Source organism: Pseudolysinimonas sp. (genome assembly GCF_031389465.1).
Lineage (GTDB): Bacteria > Actinomycetota > Actinomycetes > Actinomycetales > Microbacteriaceae > Pseudolysinimonas_A.
This window is the reverse complement of sequence record NZ_JANMSQ010000137.1, coordinates 1-22,233: the sequence shown is the minus strand read 5'-3', so window position 1 is coordinate 22,233 and position 22,233 is coordinate 1. Positions and strand designations below refer to the sequence as shown.

The window sequence follows — 22,233 nt, the reverse complement described above, 5'->3', positions numbered from 1 at the left end:
CCAGCGACTCGCCCGCGGCGTAATCCTGGACGGCCTCATCGATCTGCGCCGCGCTCATGCTCTGTGGTCGCTTGGTCACGCCAGCTCGATCAAGATGCTTACTCACCGTGACTCGGTTGACTTTGAACTCCTTGGCTATCTCGTGGATGGCCATGCCTTCTGAATAGGCCAAAACCAGCTTTGATACAATGGATGAAGAAAGCTTCTTCGGGCGTGGAGAAGCACCAGGGGTGCGAGATCGCAACCGCGGAGTGCTAGACAAGGCCTCATCCATCAAGGAACAGAGGTCAGAAGTCTCCCTCTCTCGATTGCAGTAACTTCGCAGTACCCCCACCAAATGGGATGTCTCGCCGACATGGGTTTCTCGTCAGCTGGGGGTCGCCCATCGACCGGGCTCTCGTTGTCGGTTGCCCCGGTAGGCGCGGTCAGCCGAAGTGGGGCATCCGGCCACCCCGGCGGAGACATCCGAGACTAGGCCGCCCTGCTGGCTTCCACAGTTCGCAACAGTTCAGCGGCCGTCGCAGCGACAGCGGCCAGATCGCCGTCACTCGTGGTCGAGCGAAGCTCCTCGAGCAGGAGGTCGATGCGGGTCAGGTCGAGGGGCGAGAAGGTGGGGGCTATCCGGTCCCGAATCCATTCGAGTACCGTCACATCGCCTACCACGCCACCGAGATTGGCTGCTTCGGAGTCAGCGATGGCTCGATGAGCCCACAACTGGAACCGGCTGAGATCGATCTCGGCGGGAGCCTGGAACTGCAAGAGCAGGTCCAGGCTGGCCTGCAGCAGCTCGATGGCAGCGTCTCGTGCTTGATGCCGGTTCGTGGACGTGATCTCCTCGGCGAGAAGGGCCACGGCGGTGTCTGTCGGAGCCACCAGTCGAGGCGGGATGCCGCCCGCCGTCTTGTGAGCTTCCCAGGCTGCGGTCACCCGTTCGAGAGCCGCGGTCGCTTCGCTCCAGTTGTCAGTGCCGGCCGCGTTGAAAGCGGCAAGCGCATCGTCACGCATCGTCGTGAGCGTCTGGGGGGCCGGGGTGGGGAGCGAGTCGGTCGGCACCGCAATTGCCATCTCTTCGAGATCCCCCTCATGGGTGGAAGAGAACTCGCCGTAGCCGGGCGCGAAGAACTTCTCGGAGAGTGAGCCGTCGGAGTGCACCTCGGTTGCGATCAGAACATCGTGCACTTCACCGCTGGGTCCCTCGACGACCGCGTCCACACTCGTGACGATGACCTCCTCGAAAACCATCCCCGGGATGTTCTCGGGGCGAAAGGCCTGTCCTACCTCTGGCTCGCCGGGCATGATCATTGCCGCCGGGCCGTCCTTGCCGGCCAGCCAGGTTCCCGCAGTCTCAGCAATCACCCCGTCTTTGTAGTTGTAAACCTCTTCGCCGAGGTACCACACCGAGCCGTCGTCGGCCTGGGCGTAGTGGTCGAGCGCGACCTCTTCGATGCGTCCGTCGAGGTAGGCGGCGTACTGCGACGTGAGGGTCGTGACGCATTGCCCCGGAAGCCACTGAATGATGCTGGTTTGGTTCATCAGGGTGGTTTCGGTTCTGAACGCTTGTCCGCCGACGTGTCCGTTGAGCACGGCGGACTCCAACTCGGCGATCGGGAACAGCGGGTTCGTGACCTCCGTGCTCTGCGAAAATGCCGCTGCGGTGAGGTCGACGCGGTCGGAGTCGGGTGCGAGCGGATAGGACTCGAACCCCGCCGCCTCAAGCTGAGCTGCCGTGGGCTGGGCGATCTCGGTCTCAGTCGAGTCCCCGCATCCCGTGCCGGTGACCGGCCCACTCACCCCGGGGGCGGTACATGCCACGAGCGCGAGGGGAAGGGTGGATGCGATAACGAGAGCACCCCGCCGAGAGATCGTGCGACGCTTGGTCGCGTTGTCCGACCCGCGGAACGTCACGTTGCTGGTGAACATTTTTGCCTCCACATGATGAGCATCAGGATGATGTCGGCACGCTATTTCGGAGATGCTGACGCCGCGCTGAACGCGGGAGGCTGCGGCTGAACGCACGCTGAATGGCCCGGAGGATTGGTGCAGAAGCAAGCGATGAGCGGATGTCTCGCGACACGGGTCGCATCAGTGGCGGGTCAGGTGTCTCGTTCGGTATCGACGGTCTGGGTCGTCAGATCTGGGCGTCGGTACGGCACCCGGTCGCCAGGGAGGGTGAAGTCGGCATCCAGACCCAGCGTCACGTTGGCCCACTCGACGAGCAGGGTTCTGTTTAGCGTGTCGGGTTCCGGGGTGTGCCCGAGGACGCGAGTTCTGTGCGGCAGGCATCCTCGTCGATCACCTCGGCGGCCTCAAGGGCACCGCTGACGGCGCCGCGATAGCGGTGAGCCTCACCGGCGGCCGAACTCGGAGGGAGTGCAGGCGGCCGGGGCGAACACCGACGCGGTGATCAGCACCGAGAGGGCGCTCGCACCACGGCGACCTTGCCCGCGAAGAGCGACGGTCGGAAGGTTGGATCAACCATCATTACGTCGTCTGCCGAACTCCGAGCAGGGGTCGGAAGAAGGCGCCGAGCTCGTCGGTCGCCGACAGCGGCAGGACGTGAGAGACGTAGTGGTCGGGACGCACGACGACGACCACCCCGCTGTTGTCGATCCCGCGCTGTTCGAAGATGTCGTCACTCGGTTCGATTGCGAATACCTTTTCGTCGTCGAAGAGCCGGTGCGTGCCCACCCGCGGTCGGAAGACGAGCGGCACCGTTGTGATGTCGACGTCGGTGTGCAGCCGGGGGTAGATCACTTTGACGTCGAACCATGCGTCGGGGTCGACGTTGGGCGGAGTCACTCCGAGTGGGGAGTTTGGTGATTCCGTCATCCACCTGCCGAACTCGGCGAGCAGACCGTCGGAGTCGGCCCCGGCCGAGGCGAACACGTAGATCCGCCAGCGGCCGTCGGCCGTGGCGAGGTGCCCTAGCTGCAGGTCGTTACCGTCGCAGACGCGGCGAACCAGGGCCGAGCGGAATCGCTTGCCGACCGGGTAGCCGGTGGCTAGCGCCTGGTGGGTGTTCGGTGCGACGAGCATCGAGGGGGCATATTCGGTCATGAACCCCGCGGGGAACTCGGACGTGCGGACGTAGAACTCCTCGAGATACGACGGTTCGGGCAGATCCTCCGACTTAGTCGCCATCAGCGTCGACCATTCCTTGTCGAAGTCGATGAGATTCTTGGCGATCACCTTGCGCTCCGCCGAGTAGGTGGACAGCAGAGCCTCCGGGCTCCGACCTTCGAGCACGTGGCCGAGTTTCCAGCCAAGATTCCAGCCGTCCTGCATCGAGACGTTCATGCCCTGACCAGCCTTGGCGCTGTGGGTGTGGCAGGCGTCGCCCGCGATGAAGACCCGCGGGGTCTGGGTACCGATGGCTTCGGGCGGCACGTTGTCGAAGCGCGAGGTGAGCCGGTGCCCGACCTCGTACACGCTGTTCCAGGCCACGTTCTTCACATCCAGGTGGTACGGGTGCAAGATGTCGTTGGCCTTCGCGATCACCTGGTCGATCGTCGTGGCGCGCACAGTCTTCTCGCGCCCTTCCTCGACCTCGCCGAGATCGACGTACATGCGGAACAGGTGACCTCCCTCACGAGGGATGAGCAGGATGCTTCCCGACGTCGATTGGATGGCGCATTTCATGCGGATGTCGGGGAAGTCGGTGACCGCGAGTACGTCCATGACGCCCCAGGCATGGTTGGCCTGATCACCGTCGAGCGTGCAGCCGATCGCTTCGCGCACCCGGCTGCGGGCGCCGTCGCCGCCGAGCACGTACTTCGCGCGCACGGTGCGGCTCAGGCCAGTACTGTCCGCGGTCGAGCGTTTCAGGGTGACGTGCACCGGATATTCCGGGTCGTTGGTGACCTCGAGGCCCGTGAACTCCCAGCCGTAGTCGGGCGTCATGCGGGTGGGAGAGTTGACCATCACCTCCGCGAAATAGTCGAGGACGCGGGCCTGGTTCACCAGCAGGTGGGGAAACTCGCTGACGCCCTGCTCGTCGTCGATGGCGCGCGCCGTGCGCACGATGCGCGACGGATCGACCTGATCGGGCTTCCAGAACGCCATCTCGGTGATGCGGTAGGCCTCGGCCGTGATGCGGTCCGCGAACCCGAACGCCTGAAATGTCTCGACGCTACGGGCTTGGATGCCATCGGCCTGCCCGATGGCGAGGCGGCCGTCACGGCGTTCGATGATGCGTGTCGTGATGTTCGGAAACTGCGCCAGTTGGGCGGCGGCGATCATTCCGGCCGGCCCGGCACCGACGATGAGTACATCGACCTCGTCGGGCAGTTCTTCGGGGCGATCGAGTCCGGCGCCAGCCGCTGGCTGGATGCGGGGGTCTCCCGAAACGTACCCGTTGTGGTGAAACTGCATCGTTGGGCTCCTCGCTGCGCTGCGATAGTTCGATAATCGAATATAGGGTTCAGATAACGATCCACTGTAGACGGAGCTGGGTCGCTCGGCAAGCAGTCGTTCCGGGAGCGACCAGTGGCTCCGCTACGACGACTTCGCGGACGTCCTCGCCGACTTCCGTCTGCCATCGGTCGACCTGACAGGGCAGGCCGTGGCTCTGACCCTCTCGGACGGGTCGAGCTTCCACCAGTTCGATACCGGGCTATCTCTGTTCTGCTTCCGAGAGTTCAAGATTCCCGTCGCCAGCGTGTGGCTGCACGATCGGGCTATCAGCTCAGGACCACGGGCATCTTCCTCGGCCTGAACGCCGACGGCGACACCGAGCACGCGCAGGGAGGCGGGTGCGTCTACCCCCTCGGCGCGGTGGTGTATCCCGACGTTCAACCGATTTTGCGGATGTGCGAAAGGGTCCCGGTTCGTGTGAACCGGGACCCTTTCGATGCTGTCGGTCAACCGTTGATGACCTGGGGAACCGCCACGCTTTTGAGTCCTTCGACCCCGAACTCCAGGCCGTAACCCGACGCCTTGACGCCACCGAACGGCGCCATGGGGTGCACGCCGCCGTGCGAGTTGATCCAGACCGTACCCGCCTCGAGGCGGGCAGCGACTTCGCGCGCCTGCTTCGGGTCCGCCGACCAAACCGACGCGCCCAGACCTTGCTCGAGGCCGTTGGCGCTGGCGATCGCGTCCTCGACATCCGAGTACCGGATGATCGGCAGAGCCGGCCCGAACTGCTCCTCGTCGACGAGCGGGTCGCCGTCCTTGAGATCGGCGATCAGGGTAATCGGGTAGAACAGCTCCCCGAGCTCGGTGGCCGCGGCTCCGCCGGTGATCACCCGGCCGCCACGCGACTTCGCGTCTTCGACGAGTCCCGACACGATGTCGAACTGCTTCTTGTTCTGCACCGGGCCGAGCACGTTGGCCTCATCGAGGCCGTTGCCCATCGGCATCTTCTCCGCCACACCCTTGAGGGCCGCGATGACCTCCTCGTAGATCGAGTCGTGCACGTAGAGGCGCTTGAGCGCAGCACAGGTCTGACCGGTGTTGATGAACGCCCCCCAGAACAGGTTCTCGGCGATGGCTTGCGGGTCGGTACCGGGCAGGACGATGCCGGCGTCGTTGCCGCCGAGTTCGAGGGTGAGGCGGGCGAGGTTGTTCGCCGAGCTCTTGATGATCTCCCGCCCGGCAGCCGTCGAGCCCGTGAACATCACCTTGGCGACGTCGGGGTGCTCGGCGAGCCGCGAGCCGACCTCCCGGTTGCCCGAGACGGCGGTGAGTACGTGGGGCGGCAGCACCTCGTTCATGATCGACACGAGCGCCAACACGCTCAGCGGCGTGTTCGACGACGGCTTGATGACGACGGTGTTGCCCATCCGCAGGGACGGGGCCATCTGCCACATGCCGATCATCAGCGGCCAGTTCCACGGTCCGATCGCACCGACGACGCCGAGGGCCTTGTACGTCAAGACGGCGTTCGTCTGGCCGTCGTTGACGACGACCTCGGGCTCGAGAACTGTGGCAGCGGTCGCCCGAAGCCACGCGGAACAGGCTCCGACCTCGAACCGCGCATTGGGGCCGTTCAGCGGCTTACCCTGCTCGCGCGAGAGCAGCTCGGCGAGCGGCTCGGCCTGTGCGTCGATGCGGTCGGCGACTGCGTTCAGCAGCTCGATTCGCTTCGCGTGCCCGAGAGCTGCCCAGGCGGGCTGAGCGGCCTTCGCCGCAGCGATCGCCGCCTCGAGGTCCGCGACCGACTGCTCGCGGACGGACCCGACGGCCTCGCCGGTGGCGGGGTCAGTGATGGTGCGACCCTCGTTGGCTGGGGCCGCCACGCGCGCCAGCAGATCGACGTATTCCGACATGACTTCCTCCTCAATGAGTGCCGTGGGGAACACAGCCCTTCCAGCATCACGAGATCGAGCGCGGAAGCGCTTGACCGTACGCGCACGCCGCGTGTCCGTCAGCGCGCAGTCGGCAGCTCGGTCGCCATACGCGAGAATGAGGTCATGCCGAGCGACTCATCTCCGTCGCAGACCCTGGCCCGGGGGTTGCGCATCCTCGATCTGCTGGCCGACGCTGCCCGGCCGATGTCGGTCGCCGGCCTCGCCGACGGATTGGGCGTGCACCGTTCGGTGGCGTACCGGCTGGTGAGAACCCTGGAGGACTCCTCGCTCGTGGTCCGCGACGCGGCAGGACTCTACGCGATCGGTCCGCATGTGGCGACGCTGGCCCGCAGTGTCGCCACCGACCTACAGTCTGCGGCTCGGCCCGAACTCCAACGGCTCGCCGACGAACTCGGGATGACGGCGTTCCTCGTCGTACTCGACCGCTCGGAGTGCGTCACGCTGCTGACGACGGAGCCCCGCACGCCGGTCGCGTCGATCGCGCAGCGCCCGGGCAGCAGACACTCGGTGCTCGTCGGCGCTCCCGGGATCGCCATTCAGACGCTCCTGAGCAGCGACGACCGACTGTCGCACGGAATCGCCGCTCCGGAGACCGACGAGGTCGCGTCGGCGCGCGAGGCCGGCTACGCGTCGTCGCACGGCGAAGTCATCCCCGGGGTCACGGCGATCGCGGCCCCCGTTGCGAATGCCCTGCCTGCGGCGATCGCCGTGCTCTTCGTCTCGGGAGCAAACGACCGGTCGATCGGCGAGCGCGTGCGGGCCGCGGCAGACACCATCGCGCGGGCGGCGCGGTAACTCACCCGATCGGCGTCACGACATCGCGTCGATGACTTCCGCGGTGTCGGTGATCTGTTCGAACCGCACTGCCTTGCCGTCCCGCACCCGCCAGACATGGGCAACGCGCGTGCTGACCGCCTTGCCGGTCGACTTGTTCGTTCCGGTGTACGTGCCGAGTCCGACCACGGTCTCACCGTCCACCACGAGTTCATCGATCGCAACGGACCAGCCGTCCCAATCCGTGGCGAGGGCGATGAACACGTTGTCGCGTACCGAGTCGGTGCCGACATAGGTTCCGGCGATCGGGAAACCGGCGGCCTCGGTCCAGACGATGTCCGCAGCGAAATCGGCCATCATGCCGGGTAGGTCGCCGCGCTCACCTGCGGCGTAGTGCGATTCAATGATCTCGCGCGGGCTCTTCACGGTTGCGTCTCCTTAAGTGGGATGGGATGGCGTATCAGTCCGAGAGGACCAGCACGGCCTTGATGACGTCGTGCTTTTCGCGCGACGTCGTACGCCTCGCGCGCCTGCTCCAGCGTGAAGCGGTGCGTGACGAATTCTGCACAAGGATGGGAACCGTCGGTGAGCGCGGCGATCAACGGCTCGCATCCCCTCGCCGAGAGGAAGGCCGGCAGCACGTCGATCTCGCGCGTGAGCAGGTTGCGGTCGGCGCCGAAGCGCTGGGCGAGGTCGAGCCGACTCTGTCGGGTGCCGACCATGACGACCCGCGACGCACCCGCGATCTTCGCGGCGGCCGAGATCAGGATGCCGACCGGGCCCGACGACAACAACGGTGTCGCCGCCGCGCTGAGGACACGCGACCTGGCGGGAGATGGTCTGCTCGGTCGGGGTGACCATGGGTACTCCTTCAGCGGGTGGAGCCATGGAGCTGCGTCGCCCCATGGCTCCAGCATCCCGAGCACCCGGCTCGGTGCACTTGTCGCGCGCCGAACGTCCTTTGACTGAGAGAGAGCAAGGAGTCCTCGGGCGTTCAGCTCTCGTAGCTGTGCGCCCGCAGTTCGCTGGGCGACATCCCGAAGGCTGCCTTGAACACGCGTGAGAAATGCGCGGCTTCCACGAAGCCCCAGCGTGAGGCGACAGCACCTACCGAGATGTGCGCGTTGAGGGGGTCGATGAGGTCGCGACGACAGTTCTCGAGTCGGCGCTCACGGATCCAGGTCGATACCGTCGTGCCCTTCTGGCGGAACAAGCCGTGCAAGTGTCTCGTCGAGATGAAGTGAGCCGCCGCGATCTGGGTCGGACCCAGGTCCGCCGAGCTGAGGTTCGCCTCGATGTAGTGCCGAATCTGTTGCATGAGCAGCTGATGGCTGTCCCGTGGGCGAGCCTCGAGATCCAGCTCGTTCGCGAACATCGTCGTGATGAGGTCGATCGCGGTGCGAACCAGTCGAGGTCCCGTAACACCGCCGACCCTGTCGAGGTTCTGCGACACGTTCTGCAGGAACGGGATGATCATCGCGCCGAGGCCGGAGTCACTTGAAAACCTGTGCGCCGTCAGCTGACGCATCATCTCGGGCGGTAGCCCCAGTTGTTCGCGCGGGAACATGAGCACGAGCATCCGCATGTCTTCCTCAAACACCAGGGAGTACGGGCGGGCAGTGTCATAGATCGCAAGGTCGCCTGGTTGGAGAACGGCTTCACGGCCATCCTGGATGAGCAGTCCGGTACCCGAAACCTGGAGGCTGGCCTTGTAGAAGCGTGGGTCACTGCGAGTGATCAACGATTCGGTGCGCTGGACGACGTGTGCGGAAGCAGTGACCTCGTGGACGTGAGCGTCATCGAAGTCGACGCTTCGCAGGCGTCCCCAGAACGGATCGGAGTTGATTCGGGAGACGTCGAGTGGGACGAACGACTCGACGACTGCCTGGCGGTAGTCCCGGAAACTGTGCGACACCGAGGTGTGTACGCGGCCCGTGGCTACGGGCGGGAGGCCAAGGTCCACTCATTACCGCCTTGTAGTAGTGAGATCCCCGAGTTCGGAGGGTAGCCGACCGGGAAGGCCAGCATAACCCTTGCCTTCCCGTCAAAATCATATATGATTTCAGATATAGTATATACGACAAGGATGTCCATGTCTGGCAAGCCCCCTCTCGCGACGGCCATCACCCGGCCGGGCAAGGTCATCGCCCTGCACCTCAACTACCCCTCGCGCATCGCGCAGCGTGGTCGAGCGCCGGAGCAGCCTTCATACTTCCTCAAGCCCTCGAGTTCGATCGCCGAGTCCGGGGCTCCACTGGAGCGACCGGCCGGCACCGAGCTTCTCGCCTTCGAGGGCGAGGTCGCGCTGATCATCGGCCGCACCGTCCGCCGGGTGACACCCGACGAGGGATGGGCCGCCGTTGCCGCCGTGACGGCCTCTAACGACTTCGGGGTGTATGACCTGCGCTGGGCCGACAAGGGCTCCAATCTTCGGTCCAAGGGTGGAGACGGCTTCACCCCGCTCGGCCCCGGGCTGATTCCGGCCGAAGGAATCGACCCCGCGGCGCTTCGGTTGCGTACCTGGGTTAACGGCGAGCTGGTTCAGGACGACACGACGGCAGCACTGGTCTTTCCGTTCGGCCGCCTCGTCGCGGATCTCTCGCAACTGATCACCCTCGAGCCGGGGGATGTCATCCTCACCGGCACCCCGGCCGGTGCCAGCGTTGTCGTTCCCGGCGACATCGTCGAGGTCGAGGTCGACGCGCCCAACTCCCCCGGCACCCCGACCACGGGACGACTGGTCACCCCGATTGTTGAAGGTACGTACGCCCTCGGCGACTTCGGCGCAGGCCCCAAGGTCGACGACCTGCAGCGCACCGAAGCCTGGGGGAGCCGCGAGGCGGCAGGGCTCCCGGCGGAGTTCGAACTCGACGAGGAGTTGCGGGCCAGCCTGGGCAGTGTGAGCACCGCAACCCTCAGCGCTCAGCTGCGCAAGCGCGGCTACGACGACGTCTCGATCGACGGCGTGCACTCGAACCAGGCGGGGGCTCGACTCGTCGGACGCGCGCGCACCCTGCGATTCGTCCCGTTTCGCCCCGATCTGTTCGCCGAACACGGCGGCGGTTTCAACGCCCAGAAGCGAGCCTTCGACTCCCTCGGTCCGGGCGACGTTCTCGTGATCGACGCGCGTCGCGAGGTCGGCACCGGCACCGTGGGCGACATCCTCGCGTTGCGTGCCCAGACGCTGGGGGCAGCCGGCATTGTGACCGATGGTGGCATCCGTGACTTCGCGACCGTCGCAGCGCTCGACATCCCGAGCTTCTCGGCCGGGCCGCACCCGGCAGTTCTCGGCCGACGACACGTTCCGTGGGAGACCGACGTCACCGTCGCGTGTGGCGGCGCGACCGTGCAGCCGGGCGACGTCATCGTCGGCGACGACGACGGCGTGCTGGTCATCCCTCCGCATCTCGTTCGAGAAGTCGTCGTCGATTCGATCGAGCAGGAGCGCGAAGAGCGGTTCATCGCCCAACAGGTTGACGGCGGGGCTTCGGTGAAGGGTCTGTACCCGATGAACGCCGAGTGGCGGGCCCGATACGAGGGGGGGACCGAATGACCGACACCGTTGCAGCGGCCGTCGCGCCGAGCAAGTCGCAGCTCGCGTACGCCTGGATCAAATCGAACATCGCCAACGGCACCTACGTGTCGGGATACCGTCTCGTTCTCGGGTCGATCGCGCGGGAGCTCAACATCAGCGTCGTGCCGGTGCGTGAGGCGATCCGACTGCTCGAGTCGGAAGGACTCGTGACGTTCGAGCGGAATGTCGGTGCTCAGGTCGCGCTGATCGACGAAGACGAGTACGTCAACACCATGCAGACTCTGAGCATCGTCGAAGGCGCGGCCACGGCGCTGTCGGCCAGGCAGATCGGGCCCGACGAGATCGCTCGGGCACGGGATATCAACGATCGGATGAAGTCGACCCTGACCGACTTCCACCCCCACCAGTTCACCGACCTGAACCTCGAGTTCCACTCGGTGCTCTTCGAGGGTTGTCCGAATCCGCACCTCTTGGATCTCGTACACCGGGGATGGGCGCGACTGCGCGTGTTGCGCGACAGCTCGTTCAGTTTCGTACCCGGTCGCGCGGCTGAGTCCGTGCGCGAACACGACGAAATCCTTGACCTCATCGCAGCGGGAGCACCCGCTCTCGACATCGAACTCGCCGCGCGAGTGCACCGTATCCGCACCCTCGACGCAGTGGTGGCCTATCAGGCCGCCCATCGTCACTGAAAGGAATCTCATGCGTTACCGAAACGACCCCACCCAACTCCGCGGCTCGATCGTGCCGCTCATGACGCCGTTCACCGAGGACGGCGCCGTCGATCACCTCAGTCTCGCCAACCTCATCGAGTGGCAGATCGCCAGCGGCACCCACGGTGTCTCGATCGGCGGCTCGACCGGTGAACCGGGCGCGCAGAGCGTCGAGGAGCGCATCGCCGCGATCAAGACGGTCACCGAGACGGTGGCCGAACGCGTGCCGGTCGTCGTCGGCACCGGCACGGCCCAGCTGCACGAGACGATCGAGTTGACAGCGGCGGCCGTCGAGCTCGGCATCGATGCCTCGCTCATCATCACGCCCTACTACTCGCGGCCGACCCAGGAAGCGCTTTACGTCTGGTATCGCACCGTCGCTGCAGAGTTCCCCGACCTGCCGATCATCGCCTACAACGTGCCGTCGCGCACGGCGGTCGACATCGATCCCGAGACCGTGGCGCGGCTCTACCGCGACGTGCCCAACTTCGTCGGAATCAAAGAGACCACGAAGGATTTCGAGCACTTCTCGCGCGTGATCCAACTGTGCGGCCGCGACCTCATCGTCTGGTCGGGGATCGAGCTACTGTGTCTGCCGCTGCTCGCGCTCGGTGGGGCTGGATTCCTGAGCGCCACGGCCAACATCGCGCCCGCGGCGCATGCTCGCATGTACGAGCTGTGGGAGGCGGGAGACCTCGAAGGCGCCCGAGAGATCCACTACGGGCTTCACCCCCTGGTCGACCTGCTGTTCGTCGAGACCAACCCCGCGCCCGGAAAGTGGGTGCTCGAACAGCAGGGGCTGATCCGCTCTGGTTTCGTGCGGCCTCCGCTCATCACGCCGACCGAGGCAGGCCTCACGAAGATTCGCGCACTGATGGCCGAAGGCGAGCAGTACTTGACCCCCGTTGGCGACTTCCAGATCGGAGCACGAGCATGACCACGCACCACGTCCCTGCGGGGCTGCCGACGAGCATCCAGCACTACATCGACGGCCGTTTCGTCGACAGCGTGGACGGCGGCACCTTCGATGTCCTCGATCCGGTGTCGAACGAGAACTACGTGAAGGCCGCCGCCGGGCAGAAGGCCGACGTCGACCTTGCCGTTGCCGCGGCCACTCGCGCGTTCAAGGAGGGGCCGTGGCCGAGGATGAAGCCGCGCGATCGTGCGCGCATCCTGAATAAGGTGGCCGACGCTGTCGAAGCCCAAGATGCCCACCTCGCCGAGTTCGAAACCTTCGACACGGGCCTACCGATCACCCAGGCTCTGGGTCAGGCACAGCGCGCGGCCGAGAACTTCAGGTTCTTCGCCGACCTCGTCGTGGCGCAGGCCGACGACACCTACAAGGTGCCCGGTGCTCAGGTGAACTACGTCAACCGCAAGCCGATCGGCGTGGCCGGGCTGATCACCCCGTGGAACACGCCCTTCATGCTCGAGAGCTGGAAACTGGCTCCCGCACTGGCATCCGGCTGCACTGTCGTGCTCAAGCCGGCCGAGTTCACCCCGCTATCGGCGAGCCTCTGGGCGTCGATCTTCGAGGAAGCCGGTCTGCCACAGGGTGCTTTCAACCTGGTCAACGGCCTGGGTGAGGAGGCTGGCGACGCCCTGGTGAAGCACCCGGATGTTCCGCTCATCTCCTTCACCGGCGAAAGCCGAACCGGGCAGATCATCTTCGGGAATGCGGCACCCATGCTGAAGGGGCTGTCGATGGAGCTCGGGGGCAAGAGCCCGGCCGTCGTCTTCGCGGACGCCGATCTCGACGCGGCCATCGATTCGACTCTGTTCGGGGTGTTCTCGCTGAATGGCGAGCGCTGCACGGCCGGCAGCCGCATCCTCGTCGAGCGCAGCATCTACGACGAGTTCGTCGAGCGCTACGCGGCGCGGGCGGCGAACATCGTGGTCGGCGACCCGCACGACCCGGCGACCGAAGTGGGGGCGCTCGTGCACCCCGAGCACTTCGAGAAGGTCATGAGCTACGTCGAGATCGGCAAGTCCGAGGGCCGACTCGTCGCGGGTGGCGGGAGGCCGGAAGGTCTGCCGACCGGCAACTACGTCTCGCCGACCGTCTTCGTCGACGTCGCCCCGGACGCGCGCATCTTCCAGGAGGAGATCTTCGGACCGGTCGTCGCGATCACCCCGTTCGACACCGACGAGGAGGCACTGGAGCTCGCCAACGGCGTGCGCTACGGCCTCGCGGCCTACATCTGGACGAACGACCTGAAGCGCGCCCACTCGTTCTCGCAGAACGTCGAAGCCGGAATGGTGTGGCTCAACTCCCACAACGTGCGTGACCTGCGCACCCCGTTCGGCGGGGTGAAGGCCTCCGGGCTCGGTCACGAGGGCGGGTACCTCTCGATCGACTTCTACACCGATTCACAAGCCGTGCACATCACGCTCGGCGCCGTTCACACCCCGCGCTTCGGCGCGGCCTGATCCAAGGATTCGATGATGACTTCCCAACCCGCCCTCACCGCCCCCGGCGTGACCCCTCCCGACATCGTGCGTTGCGCGTATGCCGAACTGGTCGTGACCGACCTCGCCGCTTCGCGCGAGTTCTACGTCGATGTGCTCGGACTCACCGTGACCTACGAAGACGCCGAGACCATTTACCTTCGGTCCCTCGAAGAGTTCATCCACCACAACCTCGTCCTTCGCAAAGGGCCGATCGCTGCCGCGGCCGTGCTCGCGTTCCGGGTGCGGACTCCCGAAGACGTTGACCACGCCGAGACCTACTATCGGGCGCTGGGCTGCCGCACCGAGCGACGCCCCGGCGGCTTCGTGCGCGGAATCGGCGACGCCGTGCGAGTAACTGACCCGCTCGGTTTCCCTTACGAGTTCTTCTATGAGGTCGAGCACGTCGAGCGTCTGGCCTGGCGGTACGACCTCTACACCCCGGGCGCCCTCGTGAGGCTCGACCACTTCAACCAGGTCACCCCGGATGTTCCGCGCGGCATCGAGTACCTCGAGGGTGTCGGATTCCGTGTGACCGAGGACATTGAGGACGACGAGGGCATCGTGTATGCCGCCTGGATGCGGCGCAAGTCGACGGTGCACGACACCGCCCTCACCGGTGGGGCGGGTCCCCGGATGCACCACATCGCGTTCGCAACGCATGAGAAGCACAACATCCTGGCGATCTGCGACAAGCTCGGTGCTCTGCGACGCAGCGACGCCATCGAGCGTGGGCCGGGTCGCCACGGTGTCTCCAATGCCTTCTACCTCTACATCCTCGACCCGGACGGGCACCGGATCGAGATCTATACGCAGGACTACTACACCGGCGATCCCGACAATCCGGTCGTGCGCTGGGACGTGCACGACAACCAGCGTCGCGACTGGTGGGGTAACCCGGTGGTCCCCAGCTGGTACACCGAGGCGAGCCTGGTGCTCGACCTCGACGGCAACCCCGTCGCGGTCGAGGAGCGCCAGGAACCGAGCGAAATGGCCGTCACCATTGGCGCCGACGGGTTCTCGTACACCCGCGAGGGCGACACCGAGCAGGGCTTCAAGCTCGGCAACCAGCTATGAGTGACCTTCGATCGAGTCTCTTCATCGATGGTGAGTGGCGGGCCGGTTCCTCGGGGGCGACATTCCCCGTCGTCGATCCGTCGGACGGGTCCACGGTCGCCGACTTCGCGATCGCTTCTGAAGACGACTGTGTAGCCGCCGTCGATGCCGCCGCCCGCGCGTTCGAGGATTGGTCGACGACCGCACCGCGCGTGCGCAGCGAGATCCTGCGCACGGCCTTCGACACTCTGACCGCGGAGAAGGAGCACTTCGCCGAGATCATGGTGCGCGAGAACGGCAAGGCGTGGAGCGACGCCCTCGCCGAAGCGACCTATGCGACCGAGTTCTTTCGCTGGTTCGCCGAAGAAGCTGTGCGCGTGCCCGGCGACTACCGCACGTCTCCCGCTGGCGACAAGCGCATCATCGTCACTCACCAGCCGATCGGGGTCGCGTTGCTCATCACCCCGTGGAACTTCCCGGCCGCGATGGCGACCCGCAAGCTGGCTCCGGCGCTCGCCGCGGGCTGTACCACCGTCCTCAAGCCCGCCACGGAGACACCTCTGACCGCGGCCTACGTGGTCGACGTTCTCCAACGCGCCGGAGTGCCCCGAGGAGTCGTCAACCTGGTGACCCCCGTGCCGACAGCTGTCGCCGTCGAGCGCATGATGCAGCATCCCGCGATCCGCAAGATCTCGTTCACCGGCTCGACCGAGGTGGGGCGAGTGCTGCTGAAGCAGGCGGCGGAGTCGGTGATCAACTCCAGCATGGAGCTGGGTGGCAACGCGCCGCTCATCGTGTTACCCGGAGCAGATCTCGAGGTTGCGGTCGACGGTGCCCTGTTGGCGAAGATGCGCAACGGAGGGTCGGCGTGCACCTCGGCCAACCGCCTGTACGTGCATACGTCACTGCACGACGAATTCGTGACCAGGCTCGGGGCAAAACTCTCGGCCATGACGACGGGTCCCGGGCTTGAGCGATCCCACAACCTCGGTGCGCTCGTCTCGATCAAGGAACGCGACAAGGTCGCCGCACTGGTGGAGACCGCCGTCACCGAAGGCGCCACCGTCGTGCTCGGCGGCGCGTCAGTCCCTGGTGAGGGGGCCTTCTACCCGCCCACGCTGCTCACCGGCGTCGCGCACGGGTCGACCATCAACCAGACGGAGATCTTCGGGCCGGTCACCGCGGTGGTGCGCTTCGACGACGCCGACGACGTGGTCGCGATGGCGAACGACTCGATTTTCGGTCTCATCGCGTACGTGTTCGGACCGGAAGGCGAAGCGCTGAATGTCGCCAACCGAATCGACGCGGGCATGGTGGGCGTCAATCGCGGCGTCATCAGCGACCCCGCGGCTCCGTTCGGCGGAATGAAACAATCGGGCCTGGGCCGCGAAGGATCCAGCGAGGGCATCCTCGAGTTCCTGGAGACGAAGTACCTCGCTACCAACGGCCTGCGCTGAATCCACGGCTCTGACATCCGGCCCGGGAGGCAAAATGTGGTGTTTTCGGCGTGCCGTTCCCGGTTAAGGATCTGACCGCCGCTGCGGGCCGACCCCGCTGGTGATTGCGGCTCTCCGCGGGGCTGGCGCCACGTTTCTCGGTCGCTCGCACGTTGGTTGGCCGCGGAGCCGCTGTCGGCGAAGAGAGCGCGAGCGAGTCCGCGTTCAAAGCGATGAAGGAGCGCTTGCATTCGCACGCGCCGGGATGTGGGGGAGGCTCCGTGCGCTGCCAGTCAAGCGTCGCGCGCACGGGGACAACGGAGTAAACCGTGAGGACCGCGAGAATCGGTTCCACCTTAAATGAAGGAGAGCCCGTGTCTGTTCCACAGCAAGAAAGTCTCAAGCCGAATCAGCTCGGCGTTCCCGCCATCGTCTTCCTGGTGTTGGCAGCCGTCGCACCGCTCACCGTGGGAATCGTCGTCCTCCCCCTCGCGATCGCCTTCGGCAATGGCGGCGGCATTCCGGTGCTCGTCGTCGCCGTCGCAGTCTCCCTTCTGCTGTTCGCGGTCGGATACGCGCAGATCACCAAAGACCTTGTGAATGCAGGCGGCTTCTATGCCATCGCCGTGAAGGGGCTCGGGCGTCCGGCCGGTCTCGTGACCGGGATCATCGCGACGCTCGGCTATAACTTCTTCGTCGCCGGAGCGCTCGGAACGATTGGCTTCTTCACCGGAGCCGTCGTGCTGCCCTCCCTCTTCGGCATCGAGGTGCACTGGTACCTCGCGGGCCTCGTGCTATGCATCGCGGCGTTCCTGCTGGCTCGCGCGGGCATCCATTTGAGCTCGATCGTGCTCGGAATCGCTCTCGTGCTCGAGATCATCGTCCTGCTCGCATTCGCCGTGTCCGTTCTGGTGCAGACGGGATTCAGCCTCGAGGCGTTCACGCTCGCACTCAGCCCCGAGGTCCTCGTCGGCGGGTCCATCTGGATCGGTCTGCTTCTCGTCGCGACGGCGTTCATCGGTTTCGAGGCCACCGCACTCTACGGCGAAGAGGCGCGCACGCCGCGCACGACGATCCCGCGTGCCACCTACGCCGCGATCATCGTCATTGGCGTCTTGCACGCGATTGTCGGCTGGGCGATCGTCAGTGCCATCGGCGTACCCGGAGCGCAGGGGGCGGCTCTCGATGCCCTCGCGACCGGTGACCTCACGCTCGTGCTCATCGACACCTACCTGGGTCCGGTGATCGGCGCGATCACGCTCGTGCTGCTCGTCGTGAGCTTGTTCGCCGCGCAGCTCGCGTTCCACAACTCGGCCGCTCGCTATCTGTTCGCGCTCGGCCGTGCCAAGGTGTTGCCGCATGGACTCGCGCACACCAACAAGAACGGCGCGCCGCAGCGTGCTCTGCTGGTCAACCTGATCTTCGCGCTCATCGTGGGCGGCATCTTCGCCATCGCCGTCGAGACCGACCCCGATGGCAACGCGCTCCCGCCGATCTTCACGCTCGTTCCCGTGGGTATCGGCTTCGGTACGCTCGCGGTCATGATCGTGCAGGCTATCGCCGCGCTCGCCATCGTCGTCTACTTCCGCCGCAAGGGTGACACCCGCTGGTGGAGCACGTTCATCGCTCCGGGCGTAGGCTTTCTGTCGCTCGCGCTGTTCAGCGTGATGGCGCTCCTCAACTTCCCGCTCGTCGCGGGATCCGAGGCGCTGTACGTCAAGGTCCTGCCGCTGCTGCTGGTCGCGGCGCTCGTCGGTGGACTTATCTACGCGGTCTACCTGAAGAGCCGCAAGCCGGCGATCTACGCCGGCCTGAGCGCCGATCTGGAGAAGTTCGACGAGAAGGTTCCGACCTCCTGACGCGAGACGCATAGCAGAAGGGCGGATGGCCAGCGGGCATCCGCCCTTCTGCGCGTCCGCAGACGGTGAGTCAGTGCGAGCAGGTGCAGGCCGCGCCCTGGCCGCATCCGCCGTCTGAGGCCGCATGTGCCTGCGTCGACTCGGGAACGTCCATCGCTGGGTTCACGTCGAGGAACCCGTAGGGCTTCAGCCAGAACCCCGCGTAGTCGACCGGCATGATGGGCCAGTCCTCGGGGCGCGGGATGTGGGTGAGCCCAAAGGTGTGCCACAGCACGAGGTCTTCGCCGTCGATCGAGCGATCGCTGGCCGTGTAGGCGGGCAGGCCCGCACCGCCCTGGTGGGCGTTCGGGTAGCGACCGCCGGGCCAGCGCTCGTCGTGGGCGTAGGCGGTGCCCCAGAGGTGCTTGGTCGCGAAGGCGGCCCGCGCGGCCACCGTCGACGCGGGGTCGGCCATCAGCAGCGCTGTCGGCTGGGCGATGAGGTGGTACGCGGTCGGCTTGCCGAGGTAGTTCTTCTTCGACGCCGACTGCACCTCCCAGACCCGCGCGACCGAGGTGTCGGCGACGCGTTGGGCCTCGGATTCGGTGCGCAGCGGTGTCTCGCTCCAGGTGAACGCGTTGCCGAACGGATTGTCGTCGCCCATCGGGATGCGCACGGCGTCGATCTCGACCAGCCGGTTGTCTTCGCCGTCGATTGCGACGTCGAGGCGCGCGCTGAACAGGTGCTGGTGCACGGGGGCGAAGACCCCGGGTGCGATCTCCGGGGCGTGCCGACTCGTCGACCCGGGGTGTCCGGCGCCGACGAACACGATGCCGGTCGCCTTCGCCTCAACCTGGATCGAGCCGTCAAGATAGAAGTACCAGAAGAAGCCGTAGTCGTAGTTGCCGATCGTCGAGAAGTACGACACCACGAGCCGCCGGGAGCGCCGCACCTGTGCGCCGACCGGCCCCGGCTCGGTGTGCTTCCAGAGGATGCCGTAGTCCTCTTCGTGCATGCATACGACGTTGGGGATCTTGACCGCGTGCCCGTGGTCATCGGCGACGTAACCGTCGAAGTAGTGGATGACGCCGAGGCAATCGCAGCCGAGCTCGAGGTGGTTCGCGTTCTTGCCGAGCAGGTATTCCCCGGCGTCGAAGTAGCTGATCCAGAAGCGTGTCGGCGAGGTGTCGCCGTACGGCACGACCATCTCGGGCACACTGGCGCGGGTCAACACGGGACGGCCGTCGAACGCGACGTCGTGCAGCACGAGGCCTTCGCGAGAGTTGAAGTCGACGCGCAGCGACCAGTTCTCCCACTCGACGAGCGACCCGTTGACGGCGAAACTCGGCCCCTCCGGCTGGGTGATCTCGATGGGCTTGAGGGTCGTGCGAGCTGGGCCGACGGCATCCGGGGTGTACTTGCCTGTGCCTGCCGGAACCGGTACGTCGCCGTCGTCTTCGATGCCGATGACCGCGTTCGCGACGAGGTCGACATGCACGATGAGCCCCTCGACGGGGTGCGCCCACGCGATGTCGTCGTCGCTGTCGCGCAAAAAGGTGAGCGAGCGGATCACCCGACGTCCGACTTCGTTCGCCCTGCCGACGAAACCGGGAGCGAGTGGCGAGCAGAACGCGAGCTCCATGCGGTCGGTGAGACCGCGCCGCGTCATTGCGGCTTGCCATTCGGCGGAAGACTTCACGATCTCGGCCGCCCGCTCGTACTCCTCGAACAGGTACTGCGGCTGTCCATACGGTGCGGTCGTCGTGTCGTGAGAGGTCGTCTGCACGACATCGCCGCGGGTAACCGAGACGATCACTTCGGTCACGGCCCCGGTGGCCGCATCGAGCAGGGTCACGTCGATGCGGCGATCGATCTCGTCGCCGGGAGACCAGGCCGCGAGTTCATCCTTCTCGTACTCGTGCGGCAAGAGCATGGGGACACGGATCGTCGCGCCCAAGAGCCCGGAGTCGAGCAGAATCTCGCGCGCGCGGTCGATCTCATCGCCCGTCAGCGGGTCGTGCGGATGCCGCGACGCGAAGACCGACGACTTGATCGGTACGATGTCCGGGTTGCCGCCCGCGTGGTCGGACGCGGGATGTTCATGATGCGACATGCGATCACCTCGCCTCGAAAGTAGCAGCGACGGGCTCGCTGTTCGCAGCGTCGGCTTGACTCCACGCGCACGGTGTGTGACTGAACGTGCTCTGTCTGCCCACGGGCCGCGATCTGTGACAGGGCAGAGTTGTTCGTCGGTCACGCATAGTCAACGGCCATACCCCCTGAGGCAACGACCGTGAGGCTGCCCCCTCGGCTGAGGTGCGTCCTTCAGGACCATGAAATGGCCGTCGACGACGGCGCTGGTCACCCTACATCTGGGTGTCGAACAGGTAGGGCACGGTCGTCGGGCCGTCGTGCTCGCCGGTGTTTTCAGGTGCGCCGGCGCGGCGGTAGACGAGATGTCCGGCGTCCCAGGGGAGCACGAGCTCTTCGTCCGCCTGCGTGACGTCGTCGATCGTGAGCGGGATGATCTGGCCGTCGAGCGGCCCACCGCCCAGTCGTCCGAGGATGTTGCCTGCCATGTCGACCTCCTGCGTTGAGCGTACGCCCGCTCCGACCGAGCTCGAGCTTCGGTCGCCCTCGCGGGGCATGTAAAGAAAGCTTGACACAGTGTCTGGCTTAGTTGACACTCGGCATATGCCCACCCCACCGTCGAACCCCGCCGCCCGCATCCCGCCGCGTTGGGTGGTGCGTGCCGCCTGGGCGATCCATCGGGCGATCTACCGAGTCACCGGCGGACGCCGGGGACTCAGCCGCCCACGGCCCGGGCACTACGGGATGCTGCGGCTGCGTACGATCGGGAGCCGGAGCGGTGCCGAGCGTGCCGCCATCGTCTCCTACTATCTCGACGGCGATGCGCTCGTCACGATCGCGATGAACGGCTGGGCGGAGCCGCACCCGGCATGGCTGCACAACCTGCGTGCGAACCCGCGCGCGGTCGTCGACCTCGTTGACGGCGAACACACCGTGATCGCTCGAGAGGCGCACGGTGCCGAGCGACAGCGACTCTGGGACGGCTACCGCCAGTACGAGCCCGGGCCGGGTCTCGACGACTATGCGACCCTGCGAACGACGCAGACGCCGGTTGTCGTGCTCGAGCGGGAGCGGCCGACCAGCTGAGGCTTAGCGGCCGCGACCGCCGCCTGCGGCTGCCGGGCGACCGTTCGACGGGCGCCGACGGCGACCGCCACCACCCGGCTGCTGACCGCCGGAGCGCTGCTGCTGGCCCTCGCCGGCGCGCGGCTGCTGAGTGGCGCCACCGCCCTCGGACGACCAGGCGAGGCCTCCACGCTGCTGGCGCGGGTTCGTCTGCCCGCCCTGGCGCGAGCCCGAACGCTGACCATCACGCTGGCGCTGACCGCCCGCGATCTGCTGACCGGTGCGGCCACCCGACGACTGGCGCGGCTTGGCCGCACGCTGCGGCTGGGCCGGCGCCTTGGGGGCGGGCTTGACATGCGCAGCTACCTCGCCGACCAGGTCGCGCACGGCGGGCGACGTGGCCGTCACGGGCTGCACGGCCGCCTGGATGCCGGCCTTGCGCATCATGACCGCGAGGTCTTTCTGCTGTTCGGGCAGAACGAGGGTCACGACGACGCCCTCCTTGCCTGCCCGCGCGGTGCGGCCGGAACGGTGCAGGTACGCCTTGTGCTCGGCCGGCGGGTCGATGTGCACGACCAGTTCGACGTCATCGACGTGAACGCCGCGCGCCGCGATGTCCGTCGCGACAAGTACCCGGGTGGTGCCTTCGGCGAACTCGGCGAGGTTGCGGTCGCGCTGGCCCTGGCTGAGGTTGCCGTGGAGGTCGGCTGCGGGGATGCCGGCGGCTGTGAGGTCGCGGGCCCAGCGCTTGGCGACGTGCTTGGTGCGGGTGAACATGATGCGACGGCCGGTGCCGGAGGCGAGCGCGATGACGAGGTCCTTCTTCGCGGCGGCATCGGATGCGGCGAGTACGTGGTGCTCCATCGCGCCCTGTGGATGCCGGGGGCGTCGACGCCGTGACTCACCGGCCGCGAGAGGAACCGGTTGGCGAGCTTGTCAACGCCGTTGTCGAGCGTGGCGCTGAAC

The 22,233-nt window shown here is 66.3% G+C and carries 20 protein-coding genes; 11 read left to right on the top strand and 9 right to left on the bottom strand.

The window, feature by feature from the left end:
* Positions 1–471 precede the first annotated feature (471 nt).
* Entirely contained in the window at positions 472–1,920 is a 1,449-nt protein-coding gene (locus RMO30_RS05310) for a hypothetical protein (RefSeq protein WP_309710433.1), read from the bottom strand.
* A 140-nt stretch (positions 1,921–2,060) separates the two neighbouring features.
* Here RMO30_RS05310 and RMO30_RS05305 point away from each other — a divergent pair, with 140 nt between their 5' ends.
* Positions 2,061–2,231: a hypothetical protein gene (locus RMO30_RS05305; protein WP_309710431.1), complete on the top strand. Its 171-nt coding sequence runs from the start codon at positions 2,061–2,063 to the stop codon at positions 2,229–2,231.
* A 250-nt stretch (positions 2,232–2,481) separates the two neighbouring features.
* Here RMO30_RS05305 and RMO30_RS05300 read toward each other — a convergent pair whose 3' ends face one another.
* Positions 2,482–4,371, bottom strand: a complete 1,890-nt coding sequence (locus tag RMO30_RS05300) for an FAD-binding monooxygenase (RefSeq protein ID WP_309710429.1) — start codon at positions 4,369–4,371, stop codon at positions 2,482–2,484.
* A gap of 488 nt (positions 4,372–4,859) precedes the next feature.
* A complete protein-coding gene (locus RMO30_RS05295; RefSeq protein ID WP_309710426.1) occupies positions 4,860–6,269 on the bottom strand; it encodes an aldehyde dehydrogenase family protein in 1,410 nt (469 codons plus the stop codon).
* Positions 6,270–6,413: 144 nt separating this feature from the next.
* Between RMO30_RS05295 and RMO30_RS05290 the strand changes: the two genes are divergently transcribed.
* On the top strand, positions 6,414–7,106 hold the full coding sequence (locus tag RMO30_RS05290; protein ID WP_309710425.1) for a helix-turn-helix domain-containing protein: 693 nt from the start codon (positions 6,414–6,416) through the stop codon (positions 7,104–7,106).
* A 15-nt stretch (positions 7,107–7,121) separates the two neighbouring features.
* Here the strand turns inward: RMO30_RS05290 and RMO30_RS05285 are convergent, their stop codons facing one another.
* Both RMO30_RS05285 and RMO30_RS05280 read right to left on the bottom strand, forming a co-directional pair.
* Positions 7,122–7,511: a nuclear transport factor 2 family protein gene (locus tag RMO30_RS05285; protein WP_309710424.1), complete on the bottom strand. Its 390-nt coding sequence runs from the start codon at positions 7,509–7,511 to the stop codon at positions 7,122–7,124.
* The gene (locus RMO30_RS05280; RefSeq protein ID WP_309710421.1) at positions 7,508–7,807 is read right to left on the bottom strand and encodes a hypothetical protein; all 300 of its coding nucleotides are present in this window, start codon (positions 7,805–7,807) and stop codon (positions 7,508–7,510) included. Before RMO30_RS05280 ends, RMO30_RS05285 begins: the two co-directional genes overlap by 4 nt.
* Between RMO30_RS05280 and RMO30_RS05275 the strand changes: the two genes are divergently transcribed.
* Positions 7,806–8,054, top strand: a complete 249-nt coding sequence (locus RMO30_RS05275) for a hypothetical protein (protein WP_309710420.1) — start codon at positions 7,806–7,808, stop codon at positions 8,052–8,054. The two genes, RMO30_RS05280 and RMO30_RS05275, sit on opposite strands and share 2 nt — an antisense overlap.
* A 25-nt stretch (positions 8,055–8,079) precedes the next feature.
* Here RMO30_RS05275 and RMO30_RS05270 read toward each other — a convergent pair whose 3' ends face one another.
* The gene (locus tag RMO30_RS05270; RefSeq protein WP_397427895.1) at positions 8,080–9,048 is read right to left on the bottom strand and encodes a helix-turn-helix domain-containing protein; all 969 of its coding nucleotides are present in this window, start codon (positions 9,046–9,048) and stop codon (positions 8,080–8,082) included.
* A 129-nt stretch (positions 9,049–9,177) separates the two neighbouring features.
* Here RMO30_RS05270 and RMO30_RS05265 point away from each other — a divergent pair, with 129 nt between their 5' ends.
* From RMO30_RS05265 to RMO30_RS05235, 7 genes are all read left to right on the top strand, one after another.
* A complete protein-coding gene (locus RMO30_RS05265) occupies positions 9,178–10,638 on the top strand; it encodes a fumarylacetoacetate hydrolase family protein (RefSeq protein ID WP_397427894.1) in 1,461 nt (486 codons plus the stop codon).
* Complete coding sequence (locus RMO30_RS05260) at positions 10,635–11,312, top strand: GntR family transcriptional regulator (RefSeq protein WP_309710415.1); 678 nt, start codon at positions 10,635–10,637, stop codon at positions 11,310–11,312. The genes RMO30_RS05265 and RMO30_RS05260 overlap by 4 nt, the downstream gene beginning before the upstream one ends.
* A gap of 10 nt (positions 11,313–11,322) precedes the next feature.
* Complete coding sequence (dapA, locus tag RMO30_RS05255; protein WP_309710414.1) at positions 11,323–12,270, top strand: 4-hydroxy-tetrahydrodipicolinate synthase; 948 nt, start codon at positions 11,323–11,325, stop codon at positions 12,268–12,270.
* On the top strand, positions 12,267–13,763 hold the full coding sequence (hpaE, locus tag RMO30_RS05250; protein WP_309710413.1) for a 5-carboxymethyl-2-hydroxymuconate semialdehyde dehydrogenase: 1,497 nt from the start codon (positions 12,267–12,269) through the stop codon (positions 13,761–13,763). Before dapA ends, hpaE begins: the two co-directional genes overlap by 4 nt.
* Before the next feature lie 15 nt (positions 13,764–13,778).
* Positions 13,779–14,858, top strand: coding sequence for a 3,4-dihydroxyphenylacetate 2,3-dioxygenase (hpaD, locus tag RMO30_RS05245; protein WP_309710411.1), 1,080 nt, complete (start codon positions 13,779–13,781; stop codon positions 14,856–14,858).
* The gene (locus RMO30_RS05240; RefSeq protein ID WP_309710408.1) at positions 14,855–16,294 is read left to right on the top strand and encodes an NAD-dependent succinate-semialdehyde dehydrogenase; all 1,440 of its coding nucleotides are present in this window, start codon (positions 14,855–14,857) and stop codon (positions 16,292–16,294) included. The genes hpaD and RMO30_RS05240 overlap by 4 nt, the downstream gene beginning before the upstream one ends.
* Positions 16,295–16,647: 353 nt before the next feature.
* On the top strand, positions 16,648–18,132 hold the full coding sequence (locus RMO30_RS05235; RefSeq protein ID WP_309710407.1) for an APC family permease: 1,485 nt from the start codon (positions 16,648–16,650) through the stop codon (positions 18,130–18,132).
* 70 nt (positions 18,133–18,202) lie between these two features.
* On the opposite strand, the gene RMO30_RS05230 is transcribed toward RMO30_RS05235, so the two are convergent.
* Complete coding sequence (locus tag RMO30_RS05230) at positions 18,203–20,224, bottom strand: primary-amine oxidase (protein ID WP_309710405.1); 2,022 nt, start codon at positions 20,222–20,224, stop codon at positions 18,203–18,205.
* Between the two features lie 253 nt (positions 20,225–20,477).
* Entirely contained in the window at positions 20,478–20,690 is a 213-nt protein-coding gene (locus tag RMO30_RS05225) for a response regulator (RefSeq protein ID WP_309710404.1), read from the bottom strand.
* 115 nt (positions 20,691–20,805) lie between these two features.
* Between RMO30_RS05225 and RMO30_RS05220 the strand changes: the two genes are divergently transcribed.
* A complete protein-coding gene (locus RMO30_RS05220; protein WP_309710401.1) occupies positions 20,806–21,288 on the top strand; it encodes a nitroreductase/quinone reductase family protein in 483 nt (160 codons plus the stop codon).
* Between the two features lie 3 nt (positions 21,289–21,291).
* Here RMO30_RS05220 and RMO30_RS05215 read toward each other — a convergent pair whose 3' ends face one another.
* Positions 21,292–22,131, bottom strand: coding sequence for a helicase-related protein (locus RMO30_RS05215; protein ID WP_397427893.1), 840 nt, complete (start codon positions 22,129–22,131; stop codon positions 21,292–21,294).
* Positions 22,132–22,233 lie beyond the last annotated feature (102 nt).

Excerpts from the sequence above, each read along its gene's own strand:
- RMO30_RS05290 (WP_309710425.1), top strand. The coding sequence starts at position 6,414 with ATGCCGAGCGACTCATCTCCGTCGCAGACCCTGGCCCGGGGGTTGCGC.
- RMO30_RS05220 (WP_309710401.1), top strand. The coding sequence starts at position 20,806 with ATGCCCACCCCACCGTCGAACCCCGCCGCCCGCATCCCGCCGCGTTGG.
- RMO30_RS05215 (WP_397427893.1), bottom strand. The coding sequence starts at position 22,131 with ATGGAGCACCACGTACTCGCCGCATCCGATGCCGCCGCGAAGAAGGAC.
- RMO30_RS05275 (WP_309710420.1), top strand. The coding sequence starts at position 7,806 with ATGACGACCCGCGACGCACCCGCGATCTTCGCGGCGGCCGAGATCAGG.
- RMO30_RS05265 (WP_397427894.1), top strand. The coding sequence starts at position 9,178 with ATGTCTGGCAAGCCCCCTCTCGCGACGGCCATCACCCGGCCGGGCAAG.
- RMO30_RS05300 (WP_309710429.1), bottom strand. The coding sequence starts at position 4,371 with ATGCAGTTTCACCACAACGGGTACGTTTCGGGAGACCCCCGCATCCAG.
- RMO30_RS05310 (WP_309710433.1), bottom strand. The coding sequence starts at position 1,920 with ATGTTCACCAGCAACGTGACGTTCCGCGGGTCGGACAACGCGACCAAG.
- RMO30_RS05280 (WP_309710421.1), bottom strand. The coding sequence starts at position 7,807 with ATGGTCGGCACCCGACAGAGTCGGCTCGACCTCGCCCAGCGCTTCGGC.
- RMO30_RS05225 (WP_309710404.1), bottom strand. The coding sequence starts at position 20,690 with ATGGCAGGCAACATCCTCGGACGACTGGGCGGTGGGCCGCTCGACGGC.
- RMO30_RS05260 (WP_309710415.1), top strand. The coding sequence starts at position 10,635 with ATGACCGACACCGTTGCAGCGGCCGTCGCGCCGAGCAAGTCGCAGCTC.
- RMO30_RS05240 (WP_309710408.1), top strand. The coding sequence starts at position 14,855 with ATGAGTGACCTTCGATCGAGTCTCTTCATCGATGGTGAGTGGCGGGCC.
- RMO30_RS05230 (WP_309710405.1), bottom strand. The coding sequence starts at position 20,224 with ATGTCGCATCATGAACATCCCGCGTCCGACCACGCGGGCGGCAACCCG.
- RMO30_RS05305 (WP_309710431.1), top strand. The coding sequence starts at position 2,061 with ATGTCTCGCGACACGGGTCGCATCAGTGGCGGGTCAGGTGTCTCGTTC.
- dapA (WP_309710414.1), top strand. The coding sequence starts at position 11,323 with ATGCGTTACCGAAACGACCCCACCCAACTCCGCGGCTCGATCGTGCCG.
- hpaE (WP_309710413.1), top strand. The coding sequence starts at position 12,267 with ATGACCACGCACCACGTCCCTGCGGGGCTGCCGACGAGCATCCAGCAC.
- RMO30_RS05295 (WP_309710426.1), bottom strand. The coding sequence starts at position 6,269 with ATGTCGGAATACGTCGATCTGCTGGCGCGCGTGGCGGCCCCAGCCAAC.
- hpaD (WP_309710411.1), top strand. The coding sequence starts at position 13,779 with ATGACTTCCCAACCCGCCCTCACCGCCCCCGGCGTGACCCCTCCCGAC.